Genomic DNA, 21,566 nt, shown 5'->3' with positions numbered 1-21,566 from the left:
CGGTCACATTCCGAACCCGGAAGCTAAGCCTTACAGCGCCGATGGTACTGCAGGGGGGACCCTGTGGGAGAGTAGGACACCGCCGAACAATCATTCAGAGGGTTGGACCTGGAACTTCGGTTCCGGGTCCAACCCTCTTTTGTTCTGCGTCACTTGAAGTTCACGTTGCGCAACCAGCATCGCCGGCATGGGTACTGCTGCAATGCTCGGGGCCGCCGGTGTCGGGCTCGGCGACGAGGTCGTCGTACCGGCTTTCGGGAACGCCGAAGTCGCCGAGGCCGTGGCCATGACGGGCGCGCTGCCGGTGTTCGCCGACATAGACCCGGTGACGTACTGCCTTGACGCGTCTGCCGTGGAGGCGGCCGTGACCGCGCGGACCGCGGCCGTCGTTGCCGTGCACCGCTTCGGCCGGCCCGCCGACATGGTGGGGCTGCACGCGGTCGGGCAACGGCACGGCCTGCTCGTGCTGCAGGTGGGGGAGTCCGAGGCGCCGTACGACGAGATAGCCCGGCGTCGGCAGCGGGCCGCCTATCTCGACGCCAAGCTGAGGGGTGTGCGGACGCCTGACGGCGGCGACGGGCACACCTACCAGCAGTACGTCGTGCGGGTGTTGGGGAACGGGCGGCCCGACCGGGACGCTTTCGCACGGGCCTTGAAGGCCAGGGGAGTCGAGTGCAGCGTGCCGGTGAAGACGCCTGTGCACCGGCTGCCGGAGTTCCGGCGGTGCGTGTCGCTGCCGGAGACCGAGCGGGCCGCCGACGAGACGCTCGCGCTGCCCGTGGACGCCTCGTTGACGAAGCGGGACATGCAGCGCATCGTGGCCGCGTGCAACGCGCTCGGCGGGCTGCTGCAGCCGGCTTTCTGAACGGCCGGGCCGGCCCCGGAGGCCGTGGTTGGGAGCACGGGTTCGTTCGGGGTATGATCTATTTCGTTGCCGCGAGGGAAACCTCGAAAAGGCGACAGGCCCCTATAGCTCAGTCGGCAGAGCGTCTCCATGGTAAGGAGAAGGTCAACGGTTCGATTCCGTTTGGGGGCTCCAGCAGAAAAGGCCCCGCCCTCCAGGGCGGGGCCTTTCGCATGTCCTCAGTCCTTGTGGGGCTCCGGGACGCGCATCGCCAGGATCGCCATGTCGTCGGACGGGGCGTCCGAGGCGAAGCGTTCCACCGCGCGCATGATGCGGGCCGCGACCGCGCCCGCCGTCAGGCCCGTGCAGGTCGTCAGGACGTCCGCGAGGCCGTCGTCGCCCAGCATGCGGGTGCCCTCGCGGCGTTCGGTGACGCCGTCCGTGACGCAGAGCAGGACGTCGCCCGGGTCCAGGGTGACCGTCTGCTCGTACAGCTCCAGGTCGTCGATGACGCCGAGCAGCGGCTGGGGCTCGGCGGCCGGTTCGACCGTGCCGTCCTGGCGCAGGCGGAGGGGGAGGGGGTGGCCGGCGCAGACCACCTTCAGTTCCGCGCTGCCGTCCTCCTGGGGACGCATCTCGCCGTACAGGAGGGTGAGGAAGCGGCTGCGGGCGCCCTCGTCGAGGATCGCGGAGTTCAGGCGCTCCAGAACCGCCGGGCCGCTGAGGCCCTCCCGGGCCAGGAGACGCAGGGCGTGGCGGGCCAGGCCCGTGACGGCGGCCGCGTTCGGACCCGTGCCGCAGACGTCGCCGATGGCGAAGCCGTAGGCGCCGTCGCGGATCGGGAAGACGTCGTAGAAGTCGCCGCCCACCTCGTTGCCCTCGCCGGCGGCGCGGTAGATGACCTCGACCTCGACTCCCTCGATCTGGGGGAGCTCGGGTGGCAGGAGGCTGCGCTGGAGGGACTGGCTGATCGCCGTGCGCTCCGAGTAGAGACGGGCGTTGTCCAGGGCCAGGGCGGCCCGGCGGGACAGGTCCTCGGCGAGTTCCAGGATCTCCTGGCGGAAGTGCTCGTCGGCCGGCTTGCCCAGCGTCAGCATGCCGATGACGCGGTTGCGGGCGACCAGGGGCAGGACGACCGTCTCGCCGCCGACCGCGGAGGCGGTGGCGAGGGTCGGGCCGATGCTCCTCGGGGCCTGCTGGACCGACCCGCCGCTCAGGCCAAGGCTGCGCATGGAACTGCGCAGGGCCGCCTGGTGGGCCACCTCGCCGGGGGCCGTCCAGACGCGGGCGCCGGGGGTGGGCACCGGGTCGGGCGGGGGAATCTTCGACAGCAGGGACTTGATGCCGTCGATGAGCTCCTCGTCCTCGTGCAGGACGTACGACAGGTACGGCTCGGAGGCCTGGTCGGCGATCGTGTAGACCGCGCACCAAGTGGCCAGGGTGGGGACCGTCATCTGGGCCATCAGGGCCAGGGTCTGGTCGCGGTCCAGGGTGCCGGCCAGCAGGTCGGAGGCCTCGACCAGGAAGCTGAGCGAGCCGCGGCGCAGGCGTTCCAGTTCGCCCAGGCGGGCCGACTCGACGGCCAGGGCGATGCGGTCGGCGGCGAACTGCAGGCGCAGCGCCTCCTCGTTGGAATAGCGCCCCGGGGCTTCGGCGGCGACGCCGAGGGAGCCGGTGAGCCGGCCCTCGACCTTGAGCGGGACCGTGACGACCGAGCGCATGCCCGTGCCGTTCAGCAACGGCACCGCGCCGGGGACGGCGGTGAGGTCGTCGTGGACGGCAGGCATGCGGGCCGAGCCGTAGCGTCCGGGGCCCGCCTCCACGGGGACGCGGGCGAAGCGCTGGCGGGCGGAGGGCAGGCCCGTGGAGGCACGGACCTCCAGCTCCGTCTCGTCGTCGGTGGCCAGCAGGAGGAAGGCGGAGTCGCCGTCGAGCATGTCGCGGGCGCGCTCCACCGTGCGCTGCAGGAGGCCGTCGAGGTCGTCGGGGGCGGGGGAGCCGATGAAGACCTCGAAGGGGTCGGTGCTCTGGCCCTCGGAGGAGGCGGCCGTGTCGGAGGCCGGGACGCGCAGCGGCGTCTGCAGAACGGCCCGTTCGTGGTCCCTCACGAGGAGGCAGACGGTTGACGGCTCGCCGTCCGCGTCGCGCACGCGCAGGTGGGAGGCGTAGACGGGCGTCACACGGCCGTTGGCGCCGCGGATGCCGTAGCTGCCCTCCCAGCGGGAGAGGCGGAGGGCTTCGGCGATGCCGGTGCCGGTGCCCGGGGTGTGCGGCCAGGCGGCCAGGTCGGTGAGCGGTTTGCCGGTGACCTGGTCGGCCGGGTAGCCGAAGAGCTCCTCGGCGTCCTCGTTCCAGGCGGCGATGCTGCCGACGCGGTCGATCTGGATGACGGCGACGCGGACCCGGCCGTCGGCGAGCGGGAGGAGGTCGGCGGGGAGGGAGGGGCCCGCGGCGCGGGTGCCCACCGGTCGGCCGGGCAGATCGAGGTTGAACCAGACGGTCTTGTGGGTGGGGGTGTACTCGACGCCCCAGCGGCCGGCCAGGGCCGCGCACAGCTGGAGGCCGCGGCCGCCCTCGCGGTCGGGGCTGCCCATGGTGACGGCGGAGCCCTGGAGCGGGATCTCGCGTTCCGGGTACCGGTCGGCCACCTCGATGCGGACGCCGTCGTCGCTGCGCAGGCACAGCACGTCGGCGGAGGTGCCGGCGTGGACCACGGCGTTGGTCACGAGTTCGCTGGTGAGGACCACGGCGTCGTCGATGATGTCGGCGAAGCCCCAGCCCTGGAGGGTGTCGCGGACGAAGGAGCGGGCGCTGGCGACCGATCGTCCGACGGGCTCGAAGCTGGCGGCCGCGCGCGCGGTGATCACAGAACTCCTCGACCGGTTCTCGACGTACAGGGCTCCCTGGCCGACCGGCTCGTGCCGCTGCTGCGGCAGGCCGCCCGTCGGCCGTGGGTCCGGGGGCTGGTCCCCCGGGATCAGTCCGGTGGTCATGTGTGCGGCCGCCCCTCCGATGCCCGCTCGTTCTCGTGCCACCGCCCAGACCGGACGGGCCGGCGCGGCTGGACAGCCGGATGCAAGGTTACTTACCTTCGCGGTTCCTGCGGATGCCGGTCCGCAGTGTTTCCGTCCGGAGGGTGTGCGGACGATGTGCGAAGCTGCCGAACTGTTATGGCCTGGTTCGGGCGGGGTGAAACACTGGGCAGGCTTCTTGTGAAAGTACGGACAGGCCGAGTGTCCTGTGCATACGCCGGGCAGCAGCCCACTGGAAGCGGTCTGGTGCGTGCGGCACGAGCGCGCGGCAGCAGGCAGGAACACGCAGCAGTAACCGGTACGCCGAGCGGTGGTACCCGAGCACAGCAGTAATGGTCGACCCCTGCGGGAGGGACACAGTGGAGTCTGGCGCAGCGACGCGTGGTACGAGGACGCGCGCGAAGGGCGGACAGTCCCCGAGCAACCAGGGCAGGGCGCGCAACGGCACCACCGAGGTGGACACGGCAGCGCTGAACCGACTGCTGGCGGCTCTGGTGTCCATGCGGGACGGGAACTTCCGCAAGCGGCTCACGGTCTCCGGCGACGGCGTGATGTCCGAGATCGCGGCGGTCTTCAACGAGGTGGCCGACCGCAATCTGCACCTGACGGGCGAACTGGCGCGGGTGCGGCGCATGGTGGGCCGTGAGGGGAAGATCACCGAGCGGCTGGAGACGGGGGCCTGCGAGGGCTCCTGGGCGACCGCGATCGACAACTCCAACGCGCTGGTGGACGACCTCGTGCGGCCCGTCTCCGAGGTCAGCCGGGTGCTGTCCGCGGTGGCCGAGGGGGATCTGTCGCCGCGCATGGAGCTGCGGACGCAGGCCCCGGACGGGACCGGGCATCCGCTGCGCGGCGAGTTCCTGAAGGTCGCGCGCACCGTGAACAACCTGGTGGACCAGTTGTCGACGTTCACCGACGAGGTCACGCGCGTGGCCAGTGAGGTGGGCACCGAGGGCAAGCTGGGCGGGCAGGCGCGCGTGCGGGGCATGTCCGGCTCCTGGAAGGACCTCACGGAGTCCGTCAACACGATGGCGTACCGGCTGACGGCCCAGGTGCGGGACATCGCGCTGGTGACGACGGCGGTCGCCAAGGGCGACCTGTCGCGGAAGGTCACGGTGCACGTGGCCGGCGAGATGCTGGAGCTGAAGAACACCGTCAACACGATGGTGGACCAGCTCTCGGCGTTCTCCTCCGAGGTGACCCGGGTCGCGCGCGAGGTGGGCACCGAGGGCATCCTCGGCGGGCAGGCGCGGGTGCCCGGGGTCGACGGCGTGTGGAAGGAGCTCACCGACTCCGTCAACACCATGGCGGGGAACCTCACGGCCCAGGTGCGGGGCATCTCCGAGGTGACGACGGCGGTCGCCAGCGGCGACCTGTCGCGCAAGGTGACCGTGCCGGCGCGCGGCGAGGTCGCGCAGCTCGCCGACACGATCAACCAGATGACCGAGACGCTGCGGATCTTCGCGGACGAGGTCACGCGGGTGGCGAACGAGGTCGGGGCCGAGGGGCGGCTCGGCGGTCAGGCGAACGTGCCGGGCGCGGCGGGCACCTGGAAGGACCTCACCGACTCCGTCAACACCGCGTTCCGCAACCTCACCGGGCAGGTGCGCGACATCGCCGCCGTGACGACGGCGGTGGCCAACGGCGACCTGTCGCAGAAGGTCACCGTCGACGTGGCAGGCGAGATGCTGGAGCTGAAGAACACCGTCAACACCATGGTCGACCAGCTCTCCGCCTTCGGCGCGGAGGTCACGCGGGTGGCCCGCGAGGTCGGTGTCGAGGGTGAGCTGGGCGGTCAGGCGCAGGTGCCGGGCGCGGCGGGCACCTGGAAGGACCTCACCGACTCCGTCAACACCGCGTTCCGCAACCTCACCGGGCAGGTGCGCAACATCGCCCAGGTGACGACGGCGGTGGCCAACGGCGACCTGTCGCAGAAGGTCACCGTCGACGTCTCCGGCGAGATGCTCCAGCTGAAGAACACCGTGAACACGATGGTGGACCAGCTGTCCAGCTTCGCCGACCAGGTGACCCGGATGGCGCGGGACGTGGGGACGGAGGGCCGGCTCGGTGGCCAGGCCCGCGTGGACGGCGTCTCCGGCACCTGGAAGGAACTCACCGACTCCGTCAACTTCATGGCGGGCAACCTGACGTCCCAGGTGCGGCAGATCGCCCAGGTCACCACCGCGGTGGCCCGGGGGGACCTGTCGCAGAAGATCGACGTGGACGCGCGCGGGGAGATCCTGGAGCTGAAGAACACCATCAACACGATGGTCGACCAGCTGTCCTCCTTCGCCGAGCAGGTCACCCGGGTGGCCCGTGAGGTGGGGACGGAAGGCCGGCTGGGCGGTCAGGCGCAGGTGCCCGGGGTCGCCGGCGTGTGGCGCGACCTGACCGACTCCGTGAACGGCATGGCCGGCAACCTCACCGCGCAGGTCCGCAACATCGCGCAGGTCGCGACCGCGGTGGCCCGGGGCGACCTGTCCCAGAAGATCACCGTGGACGCGCGCGGGGAGATCCTGGAGCTGAAGAACACCCTGAACACGATGGTCGACCAGCTGTCCTCCTTCGCCCAGGAGGTCACCCGGGTGGCCCGTGAGGTGGGTACCGAGGGCATCCTGGGCGGCCAGGCGGAGGTGCAGGGCGTCTCCGGCACCTGGAAGGACCTCACGCAGTCCGTGAACGGCATGGCGAACAACCTCACCATGCAGGTGCGCAACATCGCCGAGGTCACCACCGCGGTCGCCAAGGGCGACCTGTCGAAGAAGATCACCGTCGACGCCAAGGGCGAGATCCTGGAGCTCGTCACCACCGTCAACACGATGGTCGACCAGCTGTCGAGCTTCGCCGAGCAGGTGACCCGGGTGGCCCGTGAGGTGGGCACCGAGGGCATCCTGGGCGGCCAGGCGCACGTACCGGGTGTCACGGGCATCTGGAAGGACCTGAGCGACAACGTCAACCTGATGGCCAAGAACCTGACCATGCAGGTGCGCAACATCTCCCAGGTCTCGGCCGCCGTCGCCAACGGCGACCTGACGCGGCAGGTCACCATCGAGGCGCGCGGTGAGGTCGCGCAGCTCGCCGACACCATCAACACCATGGTGAAGACGCTGAGTTCGTTCGCCGAGCAGGTCACCAAGGTGGCCCGCGAGGTGGGCACGGACGGCATCCTCGGCGGTCAGGCGCACGTGCCGGGTGTGGCCGGCACCTGGAAGGACCTCACCGAGTCCGTGAACCAGATGGCGTCCAACCTGACCGGCCAGGTGCGCAACATCGCCATGGTGACCACGGCCATCGCCAAGGGCGACCTGACCAAGAAGATCGACATCGACGCGCGCGGCGAGATCCTGGAGCTGAAGACCACCATCAACACGATGGTCGACCAGCTGTCCTCCTTCGCCGAGGAGGTCACCCGGGTGGCCCGCGAGGTGGGTACGGAGGGCCAGCTCGGCGGCCAGGCACGGGTGCGCGACGTCGACGGCACCTGGCGGGACCTGACCGAGTCGGTGAACGAGATGGCCGGGAACCTGACCCGGCAGGTGCGTGCCATCGCGCGCGTGGCGACCGCGGTGACCCGCGGCGACCTGAACCTGAAGATCGACGTCGACGCCTCCGGCGAGATCCAGGAGCTCCAGGACTACATCAACAAGATGATCGCCAATCTGCGCGACACCACGATCGCCAACAAGGAGCAGGACTGGCTCAAGGGCAACCTGGCCCGCATCTCCGCGCTGATGCAGGGCCGGCGCGACCTGGAGGACGTGGCCTCGCTGATCATGAGCGAGCTGACCCCGGTGGTCTCGGCGCAGCACGGCGCGTTCTTCCTCGCGATGCCGCTGGTCGACGGGGAGGACCTGAGCTCGGCGGACGACGACCAGTACGAGCTGCGCATGCTCGGCTCGTACGGCTACTCCATGGGCTCCATGCCGACGTCGTTCCGCCCCGGTGAGGCGCTGATCGGGACGGCCGCCAAGGAGAAGCGCACGATCCTGGTGGAGAACGCGCCCAGCGGCTATCTGAAGATCTCCTCGGGGCTCGGGGAGGCGCCGCCCGCGCAGGTGATCGTGCTGCCGGTGCTGTTCGAGGGCAAGGTGCTCGGCGTCATCGAGCTGGCGTCCTTCACGCCGTTCACGCAGATCCAGAAGGACTTCCTCAACCAGATCGCCGAGATGATCGCCACCAGCGTCAACACCATCTCGGTCAACACCAAGACCGAGCGGCTGCTGGCCCAGTCGCAGGAGCTGACCGAGCAACTGCGCGAGCGGTCCGCCGAGTTGGAGCAGCGGCAGAAGGCCCTGCAGGCGTCCAACGCCGAGCTGGAGGAGAAGGCCGAGCTGCTGGCCCGGCAGAACCGTGACATCGAGGTGAAGAACACCGAGATCGAGGAGGCGCGGCAGGTCCTGGAGGAGCGCGCCGAGCAGCTCGCGGTCTCCATGCGCTACAAGAGCGAGTTCCTGGCCAACATGTCGCACGAGCTGCGCACGCCGCTGAACTCGCTGCTGATCCTGGCCAAGCTGCTGGCCGACAACGCCGAGGGGAACCTCTCCCCGAAGCAGGTCGAGTTCGCCGAGACCATCCACGGCGCCGGTTCCGACCTGCTCCAGCTCATCAACGACATCCTGGACCTGTCGAAGGTCGAGGCGGGCAAGATGGACGTCTCCCCGACGCGCATCGCGCTCGTCCAGCTCGTGGACTACGTGGAGGCCACCTTCCGGCCGCTGACCGCGGAGAAGGGCCTGGACCTGTCGGTACGGGTCTCCCCGGAGCTGCCCGCCACGCTGCACACGGACGAGCAGCGGCTGCTGCAGGTGCTGCGCAACCTGCTGTCCAACGCGGTGAAGTTCACCGACTCCGGGTCGGTCGAGCTGGTCATCCGTCCCGCGCGGGACGACGTGCCGCAGCAGATCCGGGAGCAGCTGCTGGAGGCCGGGTCGCTGACCGATGCGGACGCGAAACTGATCGCGTTCTCCGTGACGGACACCGGCATCGGGATCGCGGCCAGCAAGATGCGGGTGATCTTCGAGGCGTTCAAGCAGGCCGACGGCACCACCAGCCGCAAGTACGGCGGCACCGGCCTCGGGCTGTCCATCTCGCGGGAGATCGCCCAGCTGCTCGGCGGTGAGATCCACGCGCAGAGCGAGCCGGGCCGCGGCTCGACGTTCACGCTGTACCTGCCGCTGCACCCCGGCGAACTGCCGCCGCACGGCTACCAGCAGCCCGTGCCGGCCCTGGAGGCCGGCGATCTGGTGGCCTCCTCGTCGGAGCTGTCCGACGTGGAGGTCGAGACGCCGGCCGAGGTGAAGTCGTACCAGGAGACGCAGAACGGGCCGGCCGCGCTGTTCCGGCGCCGCCGCAGGACCGTGCCCGAGCCGGAGCGGCGTCCGGCGCAGCCGGAGCAGTGGCCGGCCGCGGAGCAGGAGGCGGCGCAGTCGCACCGCGGCATCCGGTTCGGCGGGCAGAAGGTACTGATCGTCGACGACGACATCCGCAACGTCTTCGCGCTGACCAGCGTGCTGGAGCAGCACGGCCTGTCCGTGCTGTACGCGGAGAACGGCCGCGAGGGCATCGAGGTGCTGGAGCAGCACGACGACGTGGCGGTCGTCCTGATGGACATCATGATGCCCGAAATGGACGGTTACGCCACGACCACGGCGATCCGCCGGATGCCGCAGTTCGCCGGGCTTCCGATCATCGCGCTCACCGCGAAGGCCATGAAGGGCGACCGGGAGAAGGCGATCGAGTCGGGCGCCTCCGACTACGTGACCAAGCCGGTCGACCCCGACCACCTGCTGACGGTGATGGAGCAGTGGATGCGCGGGGCGTGAGGGGGAGGCGTGGCCGTCACGCGCACGTGACGGGAGGGTTCGGCGGGCGTGCCGGGTCGCTGACGCGATGTGCCCGGGGCCGTGTAGAAGTACGGGATCCGGGGAACCTTCTGGTCTCCTGCTGCGTTTCTGCTACGTGCACAGTGACATCGCGGTGACAGGGTGTGGCGACGGGCGGGGTGCGGCTACGATGACCGGCACAAGGACGGGCGGCGCAAGGGAGTCGTCCCCTGGGGCGGCACCCGCCGGTGCTTCCCCAGGTCCTGCGGACAGGGGAGGCCCCAAGCCGGGGCGAGGAGGGCGGGCCATGGTGCAGAAGGCCAAGATCCTCCTGGTCGATGACCGGCCGGAGAATCTGCTGGCGCTGGAGGCGATCCTCTCTGCGCTCGATCAGACGCTGGTGCGGGCATCGTCCGGGGAGGAAGCGCTCAAAGCGCTGCTCACGGACGACTTCGCGGTCATTCTGCTGGACGTCCAGATGCCGGGCATGGACGGTTTCGAGACCGCGGCGCACATCAAGCGGCGGGAGCGGACCCGGGACATCCCGATCATCTTCCTCACCGCGATCAACCACGGCCCGCACCACACGTTCCGCGGGTACGCGGCGGGTGCCGTGGACTACATCTCCAAGCCGTTCGACCCGTGGGTGCTGCGCGCGAAGGTCTCGGTCTTCGTCGAGCTGTACATGAAGAACTGCCAGCTCAGGGAGCAGGCAGCGCTGCTGCGGCTCCAGCTGGAGGGCGGCGGCAAGGACGCGGGCGGTGAGGCGAAGGAACCGGCGGGGCTGCTCGCCGAGCTCTCCGCGCGGCTCGCCGCGGTCGAGGAGCAGGCCGAGGCGCTGACCAAGCAGCTGAACGACGAGTCGACGGACGCGGCGGCCGTGGCCACGGCGGCGCACCTGGAGCGGAAGCTCACGGGGCTGCGGCGGGCGCTGGACGCGCTGGAGCCGGGGACCGGGAGCACGTCCTCGGTGCCCTCGCAGAGCTGACGGCCCGTCCGGCGGAGCCGGCGGTGCCCGGTGTGCCGCCGGCCGGGCCGGGGCGCGGGCCGCCCGGTGTCCGGCACGTAAGCCCGCGTCAGTTTTCCGGCCCCGCGAGGGCGACACGAATGGGTGAAGCACCCGACACACGTGTCCCCGGTCGTCTCCCCCGGTAACCTCACCCCCATGGCCTCACGTCCCTCCGCAGCCAAGAAGCCGCCCGCGAAGAAGGCGGCCGCTTCCGCGAAGGCTCCGGCGAAGAGGGCCGCTGCCAAAAAGGCCCCCGCGCGGAAGGCGCCCGCGAAGAAGGCCGCGGCGAGGAAGCCCGTACCGAAGCCGGCGCCGAGTCCGACCGGGGGCGTCTACCGGCTGGTGCGCGCCCTGTGGCTCGGCATCGCGCACGCCGTCGGCGCCCTGTTCCGGGGCATAGGGCAGGGCGCCAGGAACCTGGACCCCGCGCACCGCAAGGACGGCACGGCGCTGCTGCTGCTCGGCATCGCGCTGATCGTCGCCGCGGGCACCTGGGCCGACCTGGAGGGACCCGTCGGCGACCTCGTGGAGATCCTGGTGACGGGCGCCTTCGGCCGGCTCGACCTGCTCGTGCCGATCCTGTTCGCCGTCATCGCCGTACGGCTCATCCGGCATCCGGAGAAACCCGAGGCCAACGGACGCATCGTCATCGGCCTGTCCGCGCTGGTCATCGGTGTGCTCGGGCAGGTGCACATCGCCTGCGGCTCGCCCGCGCGCAGCGGCGGCATGCAGGCCATAAGGGACGCCGGCGGCCTCATCGGCTGGGCGGCAGCCACTCCGCTGTCGCACACCATGACCGACGTCCTGGCCGTGCCGCTGCTGGTGCTGCTCACGGTCTTCGGGCTGCTCGTCGTCACGGCCACCCCGGTCAACGCCATCCCGCAGCGGCTGCGGACGCTCGGCGTGAAGCTCGGGATCGTCCACGACCCGGGGGCGGACGAGTTCGGCGAGGACGACGAGCGCTACGAGGAGCAGTGGCGCGAGGCGCTGCCCGCGCGCCCCCGCCGGCGCCGGGGCGGCTCCGGGGAGTACGACCCCGACGACGCCGAGCAGGAGGCCCTGTCGCAGCGGCGCGGGCGGCCCCGGCGCCCCGCCGCCGTGCCGCAGCCCGGCACGGACCGGCGCAGGGACGCCGTGGACGTCGCCGCGGAGGCCGCCGCGGCGCTCGACGGTGCCGTGCTGCACGGCATGCCGCCGTCGCCGGTCGTCGCCGACCTCACCCAGGGCGTGCGCGTCGGCGACCGCGAGCCGACGACGCCCAGCCCGGCACCCGTTCCGGCGGCGGCCCGCCCCCGGCAGGAGGGGGCCCGGCAGGAGGAGGACCGGCGGGGGAACCCGCAGGCGGGTGTCCCGGACCTCACCAAGGCCCCGCCCGCCGAGACGCGTGACCTGCCCGCGCGCGCGGAGCAGCTCCAGCTGTCCGGCGACATCACGTACGCGCTGCCGTCGCTTGACCTGCTGGAGCGCGGCGGGCCGGGCAAGGCGCGCAGCGCCGCCAACGACGCGATCGTGGAGGCGCTCACCACGGTCTTCACCGAGTTCAAGGTCGACGCCCGGGTCACCGGCTTCACGCGCGGGCCGACGGTCACGCGGTACGAGGTCGAGCTCGGACCGGCCGTGAAGGTCGAGCGGATCACCGCGCTGACCAAGAACATCGCGTACGCCGTCGCCAGCCCGGACGTGCGGATCATCAGCCCGATCCCCGGCAAGTCCGCGGTCGGCATCGAGATCCCCAACACCGACCGGGAGATGGTCAACCTCGGTGACGTGCTGCGTCTCGCGGCCGCGGCCGAGGACGACCATCCGATGCTGGTCGCGCTCGGCAAGGACGTCGAGGGCGGTTACGTGATGGCGAACATCGCGAAGATGCCGCACATCCTGGTCGCCGGTGCGACCGGCTCCGGCAAGTCGTCCTGCATCAACTGCCTGATCACCTCGATCATGATGCGGGCGACCCCGGAGGACGTGCGCATGGTCCTCGTCGACCCCAAGCGCGTGGAGCTCACCGCCTACGAGGGCATCCCGCACCTGATCACGCCGATCATCACCAACCCGAAGCGGGCCGCCGAGGCGCTCCAGTGGGTCGTGCGCGAGATGGACCTGCGGTACGACGACCTGGCGGCGTACGGGTTCCGGCACATCGACGACTTCAACGAGGCCGTGCGGACCGGCAAGGTGAAGGCGCAGGAGGGCAGCGAGCGCGAACTGCAGCCCTACCCGTACCTGCTGGTGATCGTCGACGAGCTCGCCGACCTGATGATGGTGGCGCCGCGGGACGTCGAGGACGCGATCGTGCGGATCACGCAGCTCGCGCGCGCGGCCGGCATCCACCTGGTGCTCGCCACGCAGCGGCCGTCGGTCGACGTGGTCACCGGGCTCATCAAGGCGAACGTGCCCTCGCGGCTCGCCTTCGCCACCTCCTCGCTCGCCGACTCGCGGGTCATCCTCGACCAGCCGGGCGCCGAGAAGCTGATCGGCAAGGGCGACGGGTTGTTCCTGCCGATGGGCGCGAGCAAGCCGGTGCGCATGCAGGGCGCGTTCGTGACCGAGGAGGAGGTCGCGGCCGTCGTCCGGCACTGCAAGGACCAGATGGCGCCCGTCTTCCGGGACGACGTCGTGGTGGGCGGCAAGCAGAAGAAGGAGATCGACGAGGACATCGGTGACGACCTCGACCTGCTGTGCCAGGCGGCCGAGCTGGTGGTCTCCACGCAGTTCGGGTCGACGTCCATGCTCCAGCGCAAACTGCGCGTCGGCTTCGCCAAGGCCGGGCGGCTGATGGACCTGATGGAGTCGCGCAACATCGTCGGACCGAGCGAGGGTTCGAAGGCTCGTGACGTTCTTGTGAAGCCTGACGAACTGGATGGCGTGCTCGCGCTGATCCGGGGGGAGTCTGAAGGGTAGGGAAGCCGAACAGGACGGTCGCCTCGCGGGGCGGTCACGGCAGCCGGGTGTCCGGATCGTGACCCACCCGTAAGGGATCGTTGAGCAACCGTTTCCCTTCCCCGTACGTCAAGTTGAGGGAATCGGCAAACACCTGTTCCACCATCGGGATGCCGGGCCATTCCGATGGCGTACAAAGTACGACCGCCCGGTTGCCCCACCCTTTTGCACCCCCCCTAGACTGAACGTCCAGCACAGGCGGCTACACGCTCGAAAGGCGCCCCCGTGTCCATCGGCAACTCCCCTGAAGACGAGCGTCCGTTCGAAGACGACCGCGAGGAAGCCCGCCCGTCGGTCGGCCGAGCCCTGCAGCAGGCTCGTATCGCCGCCGGGCTCACCGTCGACGACGTCAGTACCGCCACCCGCGTCCGTATCGCCATCGTGCACGCCATCGAGGCGGACGACTTCGCGCCCTGCGGCGGCGACGTCTACGCGCGCGGCCACATCCGCACCCTGGCCAAGGCCGTCCACCTCGACCCGGCCCCGCTGCTCGCCCGGTACGAGGCCGAGCACGGCGGGCGCCCGGCCCCGACTCCCGCCGCGCCCCTGTTCGAGGCGGAACGCATCCGTCCCGAGCGGCGCGGACCCAACTGGACCGCGGCCATGGTCGCCGCGATCGTCGCCGTGATCGGCTTCGTCGGGTTCACGCTGTTCAACGGCGGCGACGAAGACGGCGCCGGGGCGAACGTCGCCGAGGGCGCCACGCCCGCGACCGGCGGGTCCGCCTCTCCGACCCCCAAGTCCAAGAAGCCCTCCGACCCGAAGCCGGAACCGTCCGACAGCGCCATCGCGGCCGCGCCCCAGGACAAGGTGACGGTCCAGGTGAGCGCCGCCGACGGGCGCAGCTGGATCTCCGCCAAGGACCACAACGGCCGGCTGCTGTTCGACGGGCTGCTCAAGCAGGGCGAGTCCAAGACCTTCCAGGACAGCTCGAAGATCAACCTGGTCCTCGGCGACGCCGGCGTGATCGACCTGTACGTCAACGGCAAGAAGATCGAGGACGACTTCCAGCCCGGCTCCGTGGAGCGCCTGACCTACACCAAGGGCGACCCGCAGGCCGGCTGAGACGCGGGGGGACGGCCGGACAAGCGGCCTCGAAGGACGCGTCCGCACGGGGCCGGCCAGTCCCGGCCAACCCCGTCGACAGGGGCCGTCAGCGGAACGAAGTAGTCTTGAGCCCATGCCTGAACGCCGTACCGTCGCACTGGTCACCCTTGGCTGCGCCCGTAACGAGGTGGACTCGGAGGAGCTCGCAGGCCGTTTGGAGGCGGACGGCTGGCAGCTCGTGGAGGACGCCGCGGAGGCGGACGTCGCCGTCGTCAACACCTGCGGCTTCGTCGAGGCCGCCAAGAAGGACTCCGTCGACGCCCTCCTGGAGGCCAACGACCTCAAGAACCACGGCAGAACTCAGGCCGTGGTGGCGGTGGGCTGCATGGCCGAGCGGTACGGCAAGGAGCTCGCCGAGGCCCTGCCCGAGGCCGACGGTGTGCTCGGCTTCGACGACTACGCCAATATCTCCGACCGGCTCCAGACCATCCTGAACGGCGGCATCCACGCCGCGCACACCCCGCGCGACCGGCGCAAGCTGCTGCCGATCAGCCCGGTGGAGCGGCAGTCGGTCTCGGAGGACGTGGCGCTTCCCGGCCACGGCGCGCCCACCGACCTGCCGGAGGGCCTCGCGCCGGCCTCGGGCCCCCGTGCGCCCCTGCGGCGCCGTCTGGACGGCTCCCCGGTCGCCTCCGTGAAGCTCGCCTCCGGCTGCGACCGGCGCTGCTCGTTCTGCGCCATCCCGTCCTTCCGCGGCTCCTTCATCTCGCGCCGCCCGAGCGACGTGCTGAACGAGACGCGGTGGCTGGCCGAGCAGGGCGTGAAGGAGATCATGCTGGTCTCCGAGAACAACACCTCCTACGGCAAGGACCTCGGCGACATCCGTCTGCTGGAGGCGCTGCTGCCCGAGCTCGCCGAGGTCGACGGCATCGAGCGGGTGCGCGTCAGCTACCTCCAGCCCGCCGAGATGCGGCCCGGCCTCATCGACGTGCTGACCTCGACGCCGAAGGTCGCCCCGTACTTCGACCTGTCCTTCCAGCACTCCGCGCCCGACGTGCTGCGCGCCATGCGCCGCTTCGGGGACACCGACCGCTTCCTGGAACTGCTCGACACCATCCGCGGCAAGGCTCCCGAGGCCGGGGTGCGCTCCAACTTCATCGTGGGCTTCCCCGGCGAGACCGAGGCGGACCTCGCCGAGCTGGAGCGGTTCCTGAACCACGCGCGGCTGGACGCCATCGGCGTCTTCGGCTACTCCGACGAGGAGGGCACGGAGGCGGCGACCTACGACGGCAAGCTCGACGACGACGTGGTCGCCGAGCGGCTGGCGCGGGTCTCCCGCCTGGCCGAGGAACTGGTCTCGCAGCGCGCGGAGGAGCGTGTGGGGGAGACCGTGCACGTGCTGGTGGAGTCCGTGGACGAGGAGGAGGGCGTCCACGGCCGTGCCGCGCACCAGGCGCCCGAGACGGACGGCCAGGTGCTGCTCACGAGCGGCGAAGGTCTGAGCGTCGGCCGTATGGTCGAGGCGAAGGTGGTCGGCACGGAAGGTGTCGACCTGGTGGCCGAGCCGCTTGCGGGTTCGCCCGGGTGCAGTGAGGAGGCGGGCAGATGACCGGTGTCCCGGCATCCGCGGCGGGAGGCGCCTCCGGCGCGCGGAGGGCAGCGGCGAGTGCGGCCCCGGGCGGTGGTCCGGGGACGGCGGCCGGTCGTGCGGCGGCGCGGGCGGCCGGGCAGGGTGCTTCCGGGACCCGGGGGGCCGCCCGCGGCGGGCCCGCGGCGGCCGGCGACGGGGCTTCGGGTGCTCGGGCGGATGCCGTGTCCGACGAGGCGCCCGGGGCGCAGGGCGACGCCAAACCGCCGCGGGGCGGGAAGCTGGCGGCGGCCGCCGTCGACCAGGCCAGCGTCTGGAACGTCGCCAACCTCCTGACCATGCTCCGGCTGGTCCTCGTACCGGCCTTCGTCGCGCTGATGCTCGCCGACGGCGGAAACGACCCGGCGTGGCGGGCGCTCGCCTGGGCCGCCTTCGCCATCGCCATGATCACCGACCTGTTCGACGGTCATCTGGCGCGCACCTACAACCTCGTCACCGACTTCGGGAAGATCGCCGACCCTATCGCCGACAAGGCGATCATGGGGGCGGCACTGGTCTGCCTCTCGGCCCTGGGCGACCTGCCGTGGTGGGTCACGGGCGTGATCCTCGGACGGGAACTCGGCGTCACCCTGTTGCGTTTTCTGGTCATTCGCTACGGCGTCATCCCCGCCAGCCGCGGAGGCAAGCTCAAGACCCTCACCCAGGGCGTGGCCGTCGGCATGTACGTGCTGGCACTGACGGGGTGGCTGGCGACCCTGAGGTTCTGGGTGATGGCAGTGGCGGTCGTTTTGACCGTCGCGACCGGTCTCGACTATGTGAGACAGGCCATTGTGCTGCGCCGGAGGGGAATCGCCGAGCGCAAGGCGGCGTTGAAGGAGACGGAAGGTTGAGTTCCACGGCCACCGACGTGGTGCGACTACTCACGGTGAAGGGTGAGACGCTCGCCGTCGCCGAGTCGCTGACCGGTGGCCTCGTCGCGGCGGAGATCACCTCGGTTCCGGGGGCGTCGAAGGTCTTCCGGGGCTCGGTGACGGCCTACGCCACCGGTCTCAAGGCCGGTCTGCTCGGCGTGGACGCCACCCTGCTGGCGGAGCGCGGAGCGGTGGACCCGCAGGTCGCGGCCCAGATGGCGGCCGGCGTGCGCAAGGCGCTCGGTGCCGACTGGGGTGTCGCGACCACCGGTGTGGCGGGTCCGGACCCCCAGGACGGGAAGCCCGTCGGGACGGTTTTCGTGGCCGTGGACGGGCCGTTCGGGGCGGATTCCGGTTCTGCCGCTGGCGGAAAAGTGGAGCCCCTGCGGTTGAACGGCGACCGCGCGGAAATTCGTATGGAGAGTGTACGGAGCGTACTCGCACTCCTCTTGAAGGAGCTTGCGGGCGAACAGACCGGGAATGAGCGGGCACAGGATACGGAACGGAACGGGGGGTTTTGATGTTTGCAGCCCTGAGTGAACACGACATCGCTCCCCGCACGGCCGCGGCGCGAGGCGGTACGGTGGGGCGAGAAGGATGCGGCTACGCGGTCCGAGGAGGGAGCCACCGATGATTCTGCTCCGTCGCCTGCTGGGTGACGTGCTGCGTCGGCAGCGCCAACGCCAGGGCCGTACTCTGCGCGAAGTCTCCTCGTCCGCCCGAGTCTCACTCGGCTATCTCTCCGAGGTGGAGCGGGGGCAGAAGGAGGCTTCCTCCGAACTGCTCGCCGCCATCTGCGACGCGCTGGACGTACGGATGTCCGAGCTCATGCGGGAAGTGAGCGACGAACTCGCCCTCGCCGAGCTGGCCCAGTCTGCTGCGGCCACCCCCAGCGAACCTGTGCCCACGCCGGTTCGCCCGATGCTGGGTTCCGTCTCGGTGACCGGCGTGCCACCGGAACGGGTGACCATCAAGGCACCCGCCGAAGCGGTGGACGTCGTCGCCGCCTGAGCGCACGCGGCGTGCGCGTTGCGCACGGGGCGCCCGCGGGACGCCGAGAACATGTGGTGATGCCCCGGTCGGGGCCTCTGCGGAGAACCGGAGGGGTACTCCCGGGGTTTTCGCTTGCCCCGGGCCGCCCGGTGTGCGTGCGTTTGCCGGTGTGGCGTGCGGCGGTCATCGTTGAGGGACATGCCGGGGGTGAGCCGACGGAGGCGCGATGTACGTCGTGAAGAGCCCGCTGTCCGATGCCGAGCTGAACACCGTGTCCGAGGCGCTGCAGGGCGCCCTCGTCGACCTGGTGGATCTTGCGCTGGTGGCGAAACAGATCCACTGGAACGTGGTCGGACCGCGCTTCCGTACCGTGCATCTCCAGCTCGACGAGGTCGTGACCACCGCGCGGACGTACTCCGACACGGTCGCGGAGCGCGCCGCGGCGCTGGGTGTCCCGCCCGACGGGCGTGCGGCGACCGTCGCCGTCGGCAGCGGCATCGGTGTGACACCCGAGGGGTGGGTCGACGACGGAACCGCCGTGGCCACCTTCGTGGAGGCGCTGGGCGCGGTGATCGTGCGGATGCGGGAGCGGATCGGGGCGACCGCGGAGGCGGACCCGGTGAGCCAGGACATCCTCATCGCGATCACGGGGGATCTGGAGAAGCACCACTGGATGTTCCAGGCCGAGAACGGGTGACGTGCCCGCGGGGCCGCGGGGGTGTTCCGGGGGTTTCGCCGGCCTGCGCCGGGTGATGGCCCGCGATGCGCCCGTGTGCCGTCGGTGCGCCCTTCCCGGGGGCGTCGGCAGCCGAATAGCGTCCGCCTGGAGGTGGACGGCCATGACGGGGCGGACGGCGCGGTGGGGGGCCGTTCTCGGGGTCGCGGTGCTGTGGTGGTGGGCCGCGTTGCGGCTCGCGCTGGCGCCCGACGCCGGAGCCCTGGAGGGGGTGGTCGCTGCCGGGGGGTGGGGGCTGAGCCTGCTGCCGGTGCACTGCATGCCCAAGGAACGGGCGGCGGGGGCCGTGGCCACCGGGCGGTGGCGGCGGGCCTGGCGGGCGGGCTCGGCCCCCGAATGATCCGATGACCGCTCCGGCCGTCCCGGCCGCCGGTGTGCTGTCCCGGTCGTCAGGCCGTCGCCGTGCCCGCGTTCGGACGGTGGGGCCGGTCCGTCGTGAACGCCCGGGCGCCGGGTGCGGGGCCGGGCGCGGACGCCCTTTCTCCGTGGATTCTCCGTGGATCCGGCCGGGCGGCGGCATGCGGGCGCCGGGGCTTCGGCGTGTGCCCGTCTCTCGCCCTCGTGGTGGCCGGTCGTGGACGTGCGGTCGTGAACGTGCCGGTCGTGGACGTGTGCGTCCGGCTCGGAGTGATCGCTCCGATGCGGATGCCGTACCGGCCGGCCTCTTCCGCCGCTGTCTTCCGGCGTCCTCGTCGGCGGGGTCGTGCCGTGAGGGCGTGCGGGGGCTGAACGGCTGTTTCCGGCGGGCCGTCGGTCGATGCGGCGGTTGCGGGATCGGGTGAGCCGCTTTGCGCCGGGTGGAGGCCCGCATCGGGCGAACGCTTTACGCGGGATGAGGCCGGAGATAACATACAACCAAATGGTTGTAGATGAATTGGCCGACGAGACCGTGGACCGACTGTTCCACGCCCTGGCCGACGCCACCCGCCGCGACATACTGCGGCGCTGCGTGCGGGGCGAGCTGTCCGTGTCGCGGCTGGCCGAGGCCTATCCGATGAGCTTCGCCGCGGTGCAGAAGCACGTCGCGGTGCTGGAGCGGGCCGGTCTGGTCACCAAGCAGCGGCGCGGGCGGGAGCAGCTCGTGCGTACCGACCCCGAGGCCGTGGGCCGGGCGAGGCAGGCCCTCGACGAGCTCGAGACGTCCTGGCGCGGGAGGGTGGACCGGATGTCCCGCCTCCTTGAGGAGGACGTCGACTCGGCCGCCGGCCCCGCAGTGAACAATCCGACGGAAGGACTGGACGGATGACTGTCACCAGCGTGGACAAGGACCTCGACAACCTGACCCTGACGCTGATCGCCGAGTTCTCCGCACCGGTGGAGCGCGTCTGGCAGCTGTGGGCCGACCCGCGGCAGCTGGAGCGCTGGTGGGGCCCGCCGGCCTACCCGGCGACCGTGGAGGAGCACGACCTGACCCCGGGCGGGGAGGTCGCCTACTTCATGACCAGTCCCGAGGGCGAGAAGTACCGGGGCTGGTGGCGGATCACGTCCGTCGACCCGCCGACCTCCCTGGAGTTCGTCGACGGGTTCGCCGACCAGGAGGGCAGGCCGAACGCCGACATGCCGACCACCACGGCGCGGGTGCGGCTCACCGAGCACGAGGGGGGCACGCGGATGGAACTGCGCTCGGCCTTCGACTCCCGGGAGCAGATGGAGCAGTTGGTGAACATGGGCATGGTCGAAGGCCTGCAGCAGGCGGTCGGTCAGATCGACGCCCTGCTCGCCGCCTGATTCCCGTCAGCGGAACCCGGCCCCGCGGCGCGGCGCCGGGGCCGGGCCCTTCTGGCAGGTGGGGCACCAGTACGTGGGCCGCTCGCGGGAGCCGTCGCCCTGGTCGGCGACGCGGACGGACGTGCCGCAGCGCAGGCAGGGGCGCAGGGCACGGCCGTAGACGAACAGGTTCTGGCCGGGTTGGGCCGTGGTCCTGCGGACGGGCCGGTCGCGGTTGGCGTCCAGGAGCTTCTCGGCGAGCGCCAGGAGCAGTGCGGCGCGCTCGGGAGGCAGCTCGCCGACGGTGAGCCACGGGGTCACGCCGAGCAGGAAGCACAGCTCGCACTTGTAGACGTTGCCGATGCCGGCGAGGTTGCGCTGGTCGAGCAGGGCCTCGCCGAGCGGTCGGGCGGGGGCCTCGAGGAGGTTGGCCAGGGCCCGGCCGGAATCCCAGTCTGGGCCCAGGAGGTCGGGGCCGAGGTGGCCGACGACGCGCTCCTCGTCGGCGGTGCGCAGGAGTTCCAGCACCGGCAGGCGGTAGCCGACGGCGGTCTTCTCGGCGGTGCCGAGGACCGCACGGATCTGGTGGCCGGGACCGCCGCTCCAGCGCTGCCCGGGCGCGTAGATCTTCCAGGAGCCGTCCATCTTCAGGTGCGAGTGCAGCGTCAGACCGCCCTCGATGCGGGTGAGGAGGTGCTTGCCGCGCGGGGTGACGTCCAGGACGGTGCGGCCGGTGAGGTCGGCGGTGGCGTACCTGGGGACCCTCAGGTCGCTGAGGGTCAGCGTCCTGCCCGCGAGGGCGCCGTGCAGCCGTCGCGCGGTCAGCCAGACCGTGTCTCCTTCGGGCATGGGTCAAGGGTGGCACGGGTGGGGTCTCACGCGTCCCGCGGCTTGAGCCCCGGAGGGGCCGTGGTGGGCGGACCGCTTCGTCGGCGGC

General features: G+C 71.2%; 15 protein-coding genes, 1 tRNA gene and 1 rRNA gene. 15 read left to right on the top strand and 2 right to left on the bottom strand.

What is annotated here, in order from left to right:
- From rrf to AB0L29_RS22225, 3 genes are all read left to right on the top strand, one after another.
- A 5S ribosomal RNA gene (rrf, locus tag AB0L29_RS22235) occupies nucleotides 1–88 on the top strand; the annotation flags it as partial.
- A 114-nt stretch (nucleotides 89–202) separates the two neighbouring features.
- Nucleotides 203–865 (top strand): DegT/DnrJ/EryC1/StrS family aminotransferase, encoded by a 663-nt coding sequence (locus AB0L29_RS22230; protein ID WP_365829452.1) that lies wholly within the window; start codon nucleotides 203–205, stop codon nucleotides 863–865.
- A gap of 98 nt (nucleotides 866–963) precedes the next feature.
- Nucleotides 964–1,039 (top strand) — tRNA-Thr (locus AB0L29_RS22225).
- Between the two features lie 44 nt (nucleotides 1,040–1,083).
- On the opposite strand, the gene AB0L29_RS22220 is transcribed toward AB0L29_RS22225, so the two are convergent.
- Nucleotides 1,084–3,837, bottom strand: coding sequence for a SpoIIE family protein phosphatase (locus AB0L29_RS22220; RefSeq protein WP_365829444.1), 2,754 nt, complete (start codon nucleotides 3,835–3,837; stop codon nucleotides 1,084–1,086).
- 398 nt (nucleotides 3,838–4,235) lie between these two features.
- Here AB0L29_RS22220 and AB0L29_RS22215 point away from each other — a divergent pair, with 398 nt between their 5' ends.
- The 12 genes from AB0L29_RS22215 (at nucleotide 4,236) to AB0L29_RS22160 (ending at nucleotide 20,650) form a co-directional block, all read left to right on the top strand.
- Entirely contained in the window at nucleotides 4,236–9,698 is a 5,463-nt protein-coding gene (locus AB0L29_RS22215; protein WP_365829443.1) for a HAMP domain-containing protein, read from the top strand.
- 307 nt (nucleotides 9,699–10,005) lie between these two features.
- Nucleotides 10,006–10,686, top strand: coding sequence for a response regulator (locus AB0L29_RS22210; protein ID WP_365829442.1), 681 nt, complete (start codon nucleotides 10,006–10,008; stop codon nucleotides 10,684–10,686).
- Between the two features lie 177 nt (nucleotides 10,687–10,863).
- Entirely contained in the window at nucleotides 10,864–13,608 is a 2,745-nt protein-coding gene (locus AB0L29_RS22205) for a DNA translocase FtsK (RefSeq protein WP_365829441.1), read from the top strand.
- Nucleotides 13,609–13,872: 264 nt separating this feature from the next.
- Nucleotides 13,873–14,712 carry a RodZ domain-containing protein gene (locus AB0L29_RS22200; RefSeq protein WP_365829440.1) on the top strand — a complete coding sequence of 280 codons (840 nt, stop codon included), beginning with the start codon at nucleotides 13,873–13,875 and terminating at the stop codon, nucleotides 14,710–14,712.
- A 115-nt stretch (nucleotides 14,713–14,827) separates the two neighbouring features.
- Nucleotides 14,828–16,303, top strand: a complete 1,476-nt coding sequence (gene rimO / locus AB0L29_RS22195) for a 30S ribosomal protein S12 methylthiotransferase RimO (RefSeq protein ID WP_365829439.1) — start codon at nucleotides 14,828–14,830, stop codon at nucleotides 16,301–16,303.
- A complete protein-coding gene (gene pgsA, locus AB0L29_RS22190) occupies nucleotides 16,300–17,172 on the top strand; it encodes a CDP-diacylglycerol--glycerol-3-phosphate 3-phosphatidyltransferase (protein WP_365829438.1) in 873 nt (290 codons plus the stop codon). The genes rimO and pgsA overlap by 4 nt, the downstream gene beginning before the upstream one ends.
- Nucleotides 17,169–17,714 carry a CinA family protein gene (locus tag AB0L29_RS22185; RefSeq protein ID WP_365829437.1) on the top strand — a complete coding sequence of 182 codons (546 nt, stop codon included), beginning with the start codon at nucleotides 17,169–17,171 and terminating at the stop codon, nucleotides 17,712–17,714. Before pgsA ends, AB0L29_RS22185 begins: the two co-directional genes overlap by 4 nt.
- 109 nt (nucleotides 17,715–17,823) lie before the next feature.
- The gene (locus AB0L29_RS22180; RefSeq protein ID WP_167997591.1) at nucleotides 17,824–18,204 is read left to right on the top strand and encodes a helix-turn-helix transcriptional regulator; all 381 of its coding nucleotides are present in this window, start codon (nucleotides 17,824–17,826) and stop codon (nucleotides 18,202–18,204) included.
- 208 nt (nucleotides 18,205–18,412) lie between these two features.
- Entirely contained in the window at nucleotides 18,413–18,883 is a 471-nt protein-coding gene (locus tag AB0L29_RS22175; RefSeq protein WP_365829436.1) for a DNA starvation/stationary phase protection protein, read from the top strand.
- Nucleotides 18,884–19,025: 142 nt separating this feature from the next.
- The gene (locus tag AB0L29_RS22170; RefSeq protein ID WP_365829435.1) at nucleotides 19,026–19,262 is read left to right on the top strand and encodes a hypothetical protein; all 237 of its coding nucleotides are present in this window, start codon (nucleotides 19,026–19,028) and stop codon (nucleotides 19,260–19,262) included.
- 519 nt (nucleotides 19,263–19,781) lie between these two features.
- Nucleotides 19,782–20,168, top strand: a complete 387-nt coding sequence (locus tag AB0L29_RS22165; RefSeq protein ID WP_365829434.1) for a metalloregulator ArsR/SmtB family transcription factor — start codon at nucleotides 19,782–19,784, stop codon at nucleotides 20,166–20,168.
- Nucleotides 20,165–20,650 (top strand): SRPBCC domain-containing protein, encoded by a 486-nt coding sequence (locus tag AB0L29_RS22160; RefSeq protein ID WP_365829432.1) that lies wholly within the window; start codon nucleotides 20,165–20,167, stop codon nucleotides 20,648–20,650. Before AB0L29_RS22165 ends, AB0L29_RS22160 begins: the two co-directional genes overlap by 4 nt.
- Nucleotides 20,651–20,656: 6 nt before the next feature.
- Here AB0L29_RS22160 and AB0L29_RS22155 read toward each other — a convergent pair whose 3' ends face one another.
- Nucleotides 20,657–21,478: a DNA-formamidopyrimidine glycosylase family protein gene (locus tag AB0L29_RS22155; RefSeq protein WP_365829431.1), complete on the bottom strand. Its 822-nt coding sequence runs from the start codon at nucleotides 21,476–21,478 to the stop codon at nucleotides 20,657–20,659.
- Nucleotides 21,479–21,566: the final 88 nt, after the last annotated feature.

Source organism: Streptomyces sp. NPDC052701, from assembly GCF_040678355.1.
Classification (GTDB): Bacteria; Actinomycetota; Actinomycetes; order Streptomycetales; family Streptomycetaceae; genus Streptomyces.
The sequence above is the reverse complement of the archived record's forward strand: the minus strand, read 5'-3'. Positions and strand labels throughout refer to the sequence as shown.

What these genes read in the sequence shown, in the direction of transcription:
- AB0L29_RS22230 (WP_365829452.1), top strand. Translation starts at nt 203, where the DNA reads ATGCTCGGGGCCGCCGGTGTCGGGCTCGGCGACGAGGTCGTCGTACCG.
- AB0L29_RS22220 (WP_365829444.1), bottom strand. Translation starts at nt 3,837, where the DNA reads ATGACCACCGGACTGATCCCGGGGGACCAGCCCCCGGACCCACGGCCG.
- AB0L29_RS22210 (WP_365829442.1), top strand. Translation starts at nt 10,006, where the DNA reads ATGGTGCAGAAGGCCAAGATCCTCCTGGTCGATGACCGGCCGGAGAAT.
- AB0L29_RS22205 (WP_365829441.1), top strand. Translation starts at nt 10,864, where the DNA reads ATGGCCTCACGTCCCTCCGCAGCCAAGAAGCCGCCCGCGAAGAAGGCG.
- rimO (WP_365829439.1), top strand. Translation starts at nt 14,828, where the DNA reads ATGCCTGAACGCCGTACCGTCGCACTGGTCACCCTTGGCTGCGCCCGT.
- pgsA (WP_365829438.1), top strand. Translation starts at nt 16,300, where the DNA reads ATGACCGGTGTCCCGGCATCCGCGGCGGGAGGCGCCTCCGGCGCGCGG.
- AB0L29_RS22180 (WP_167997591.1), top strand. Translation starts at nt 17,824, where the DNA reads ATGATTCTGCTCCGTCGCCTGCTGGGTGACGTGCTGCGTCGGCAGCGC.
- AB0L29_RS22175 (WP_365829436.1), top strand. Translation starts at nt 18,413, where the DNA reads ATGTACGTCGTGAAGAGCCCGCTGTCCGATGCCGAGCTGAACACCGTG.
- AB0L29_RS22170 (WP_365829435.1), top strand. Translation starts at nt 19,026, where the DNA reads ATGACGGGGCGGACGGCGCGGTGGGGGGCCGTTCTCGGGGTCGCGGTG.
- AB0L29_RS22165 (WP_365829434.1), top strand. Translation starts at nt 19,782, where the DNA reads ATGGTTGTAGATGAATTGGCCGACGAGACCGTGGACCGACTGTTCCAC.
- AB0L29_RS22160 (WP_365829432.1), top strand. Translation starts at nt 20,165, where the DNA reads ATGACTGTCACCAGCGTGGACAAGGACCTCGACAACCTGACCCTGACG.
- AB0L29_RS22155 (WP_365829431.1), bottom strand. Translation starts at nt 21,478, where the DNA reads ATGCCCGAAGGAGACACGGTCTGGCTGACCGCGCGACGGCTGCACGGC.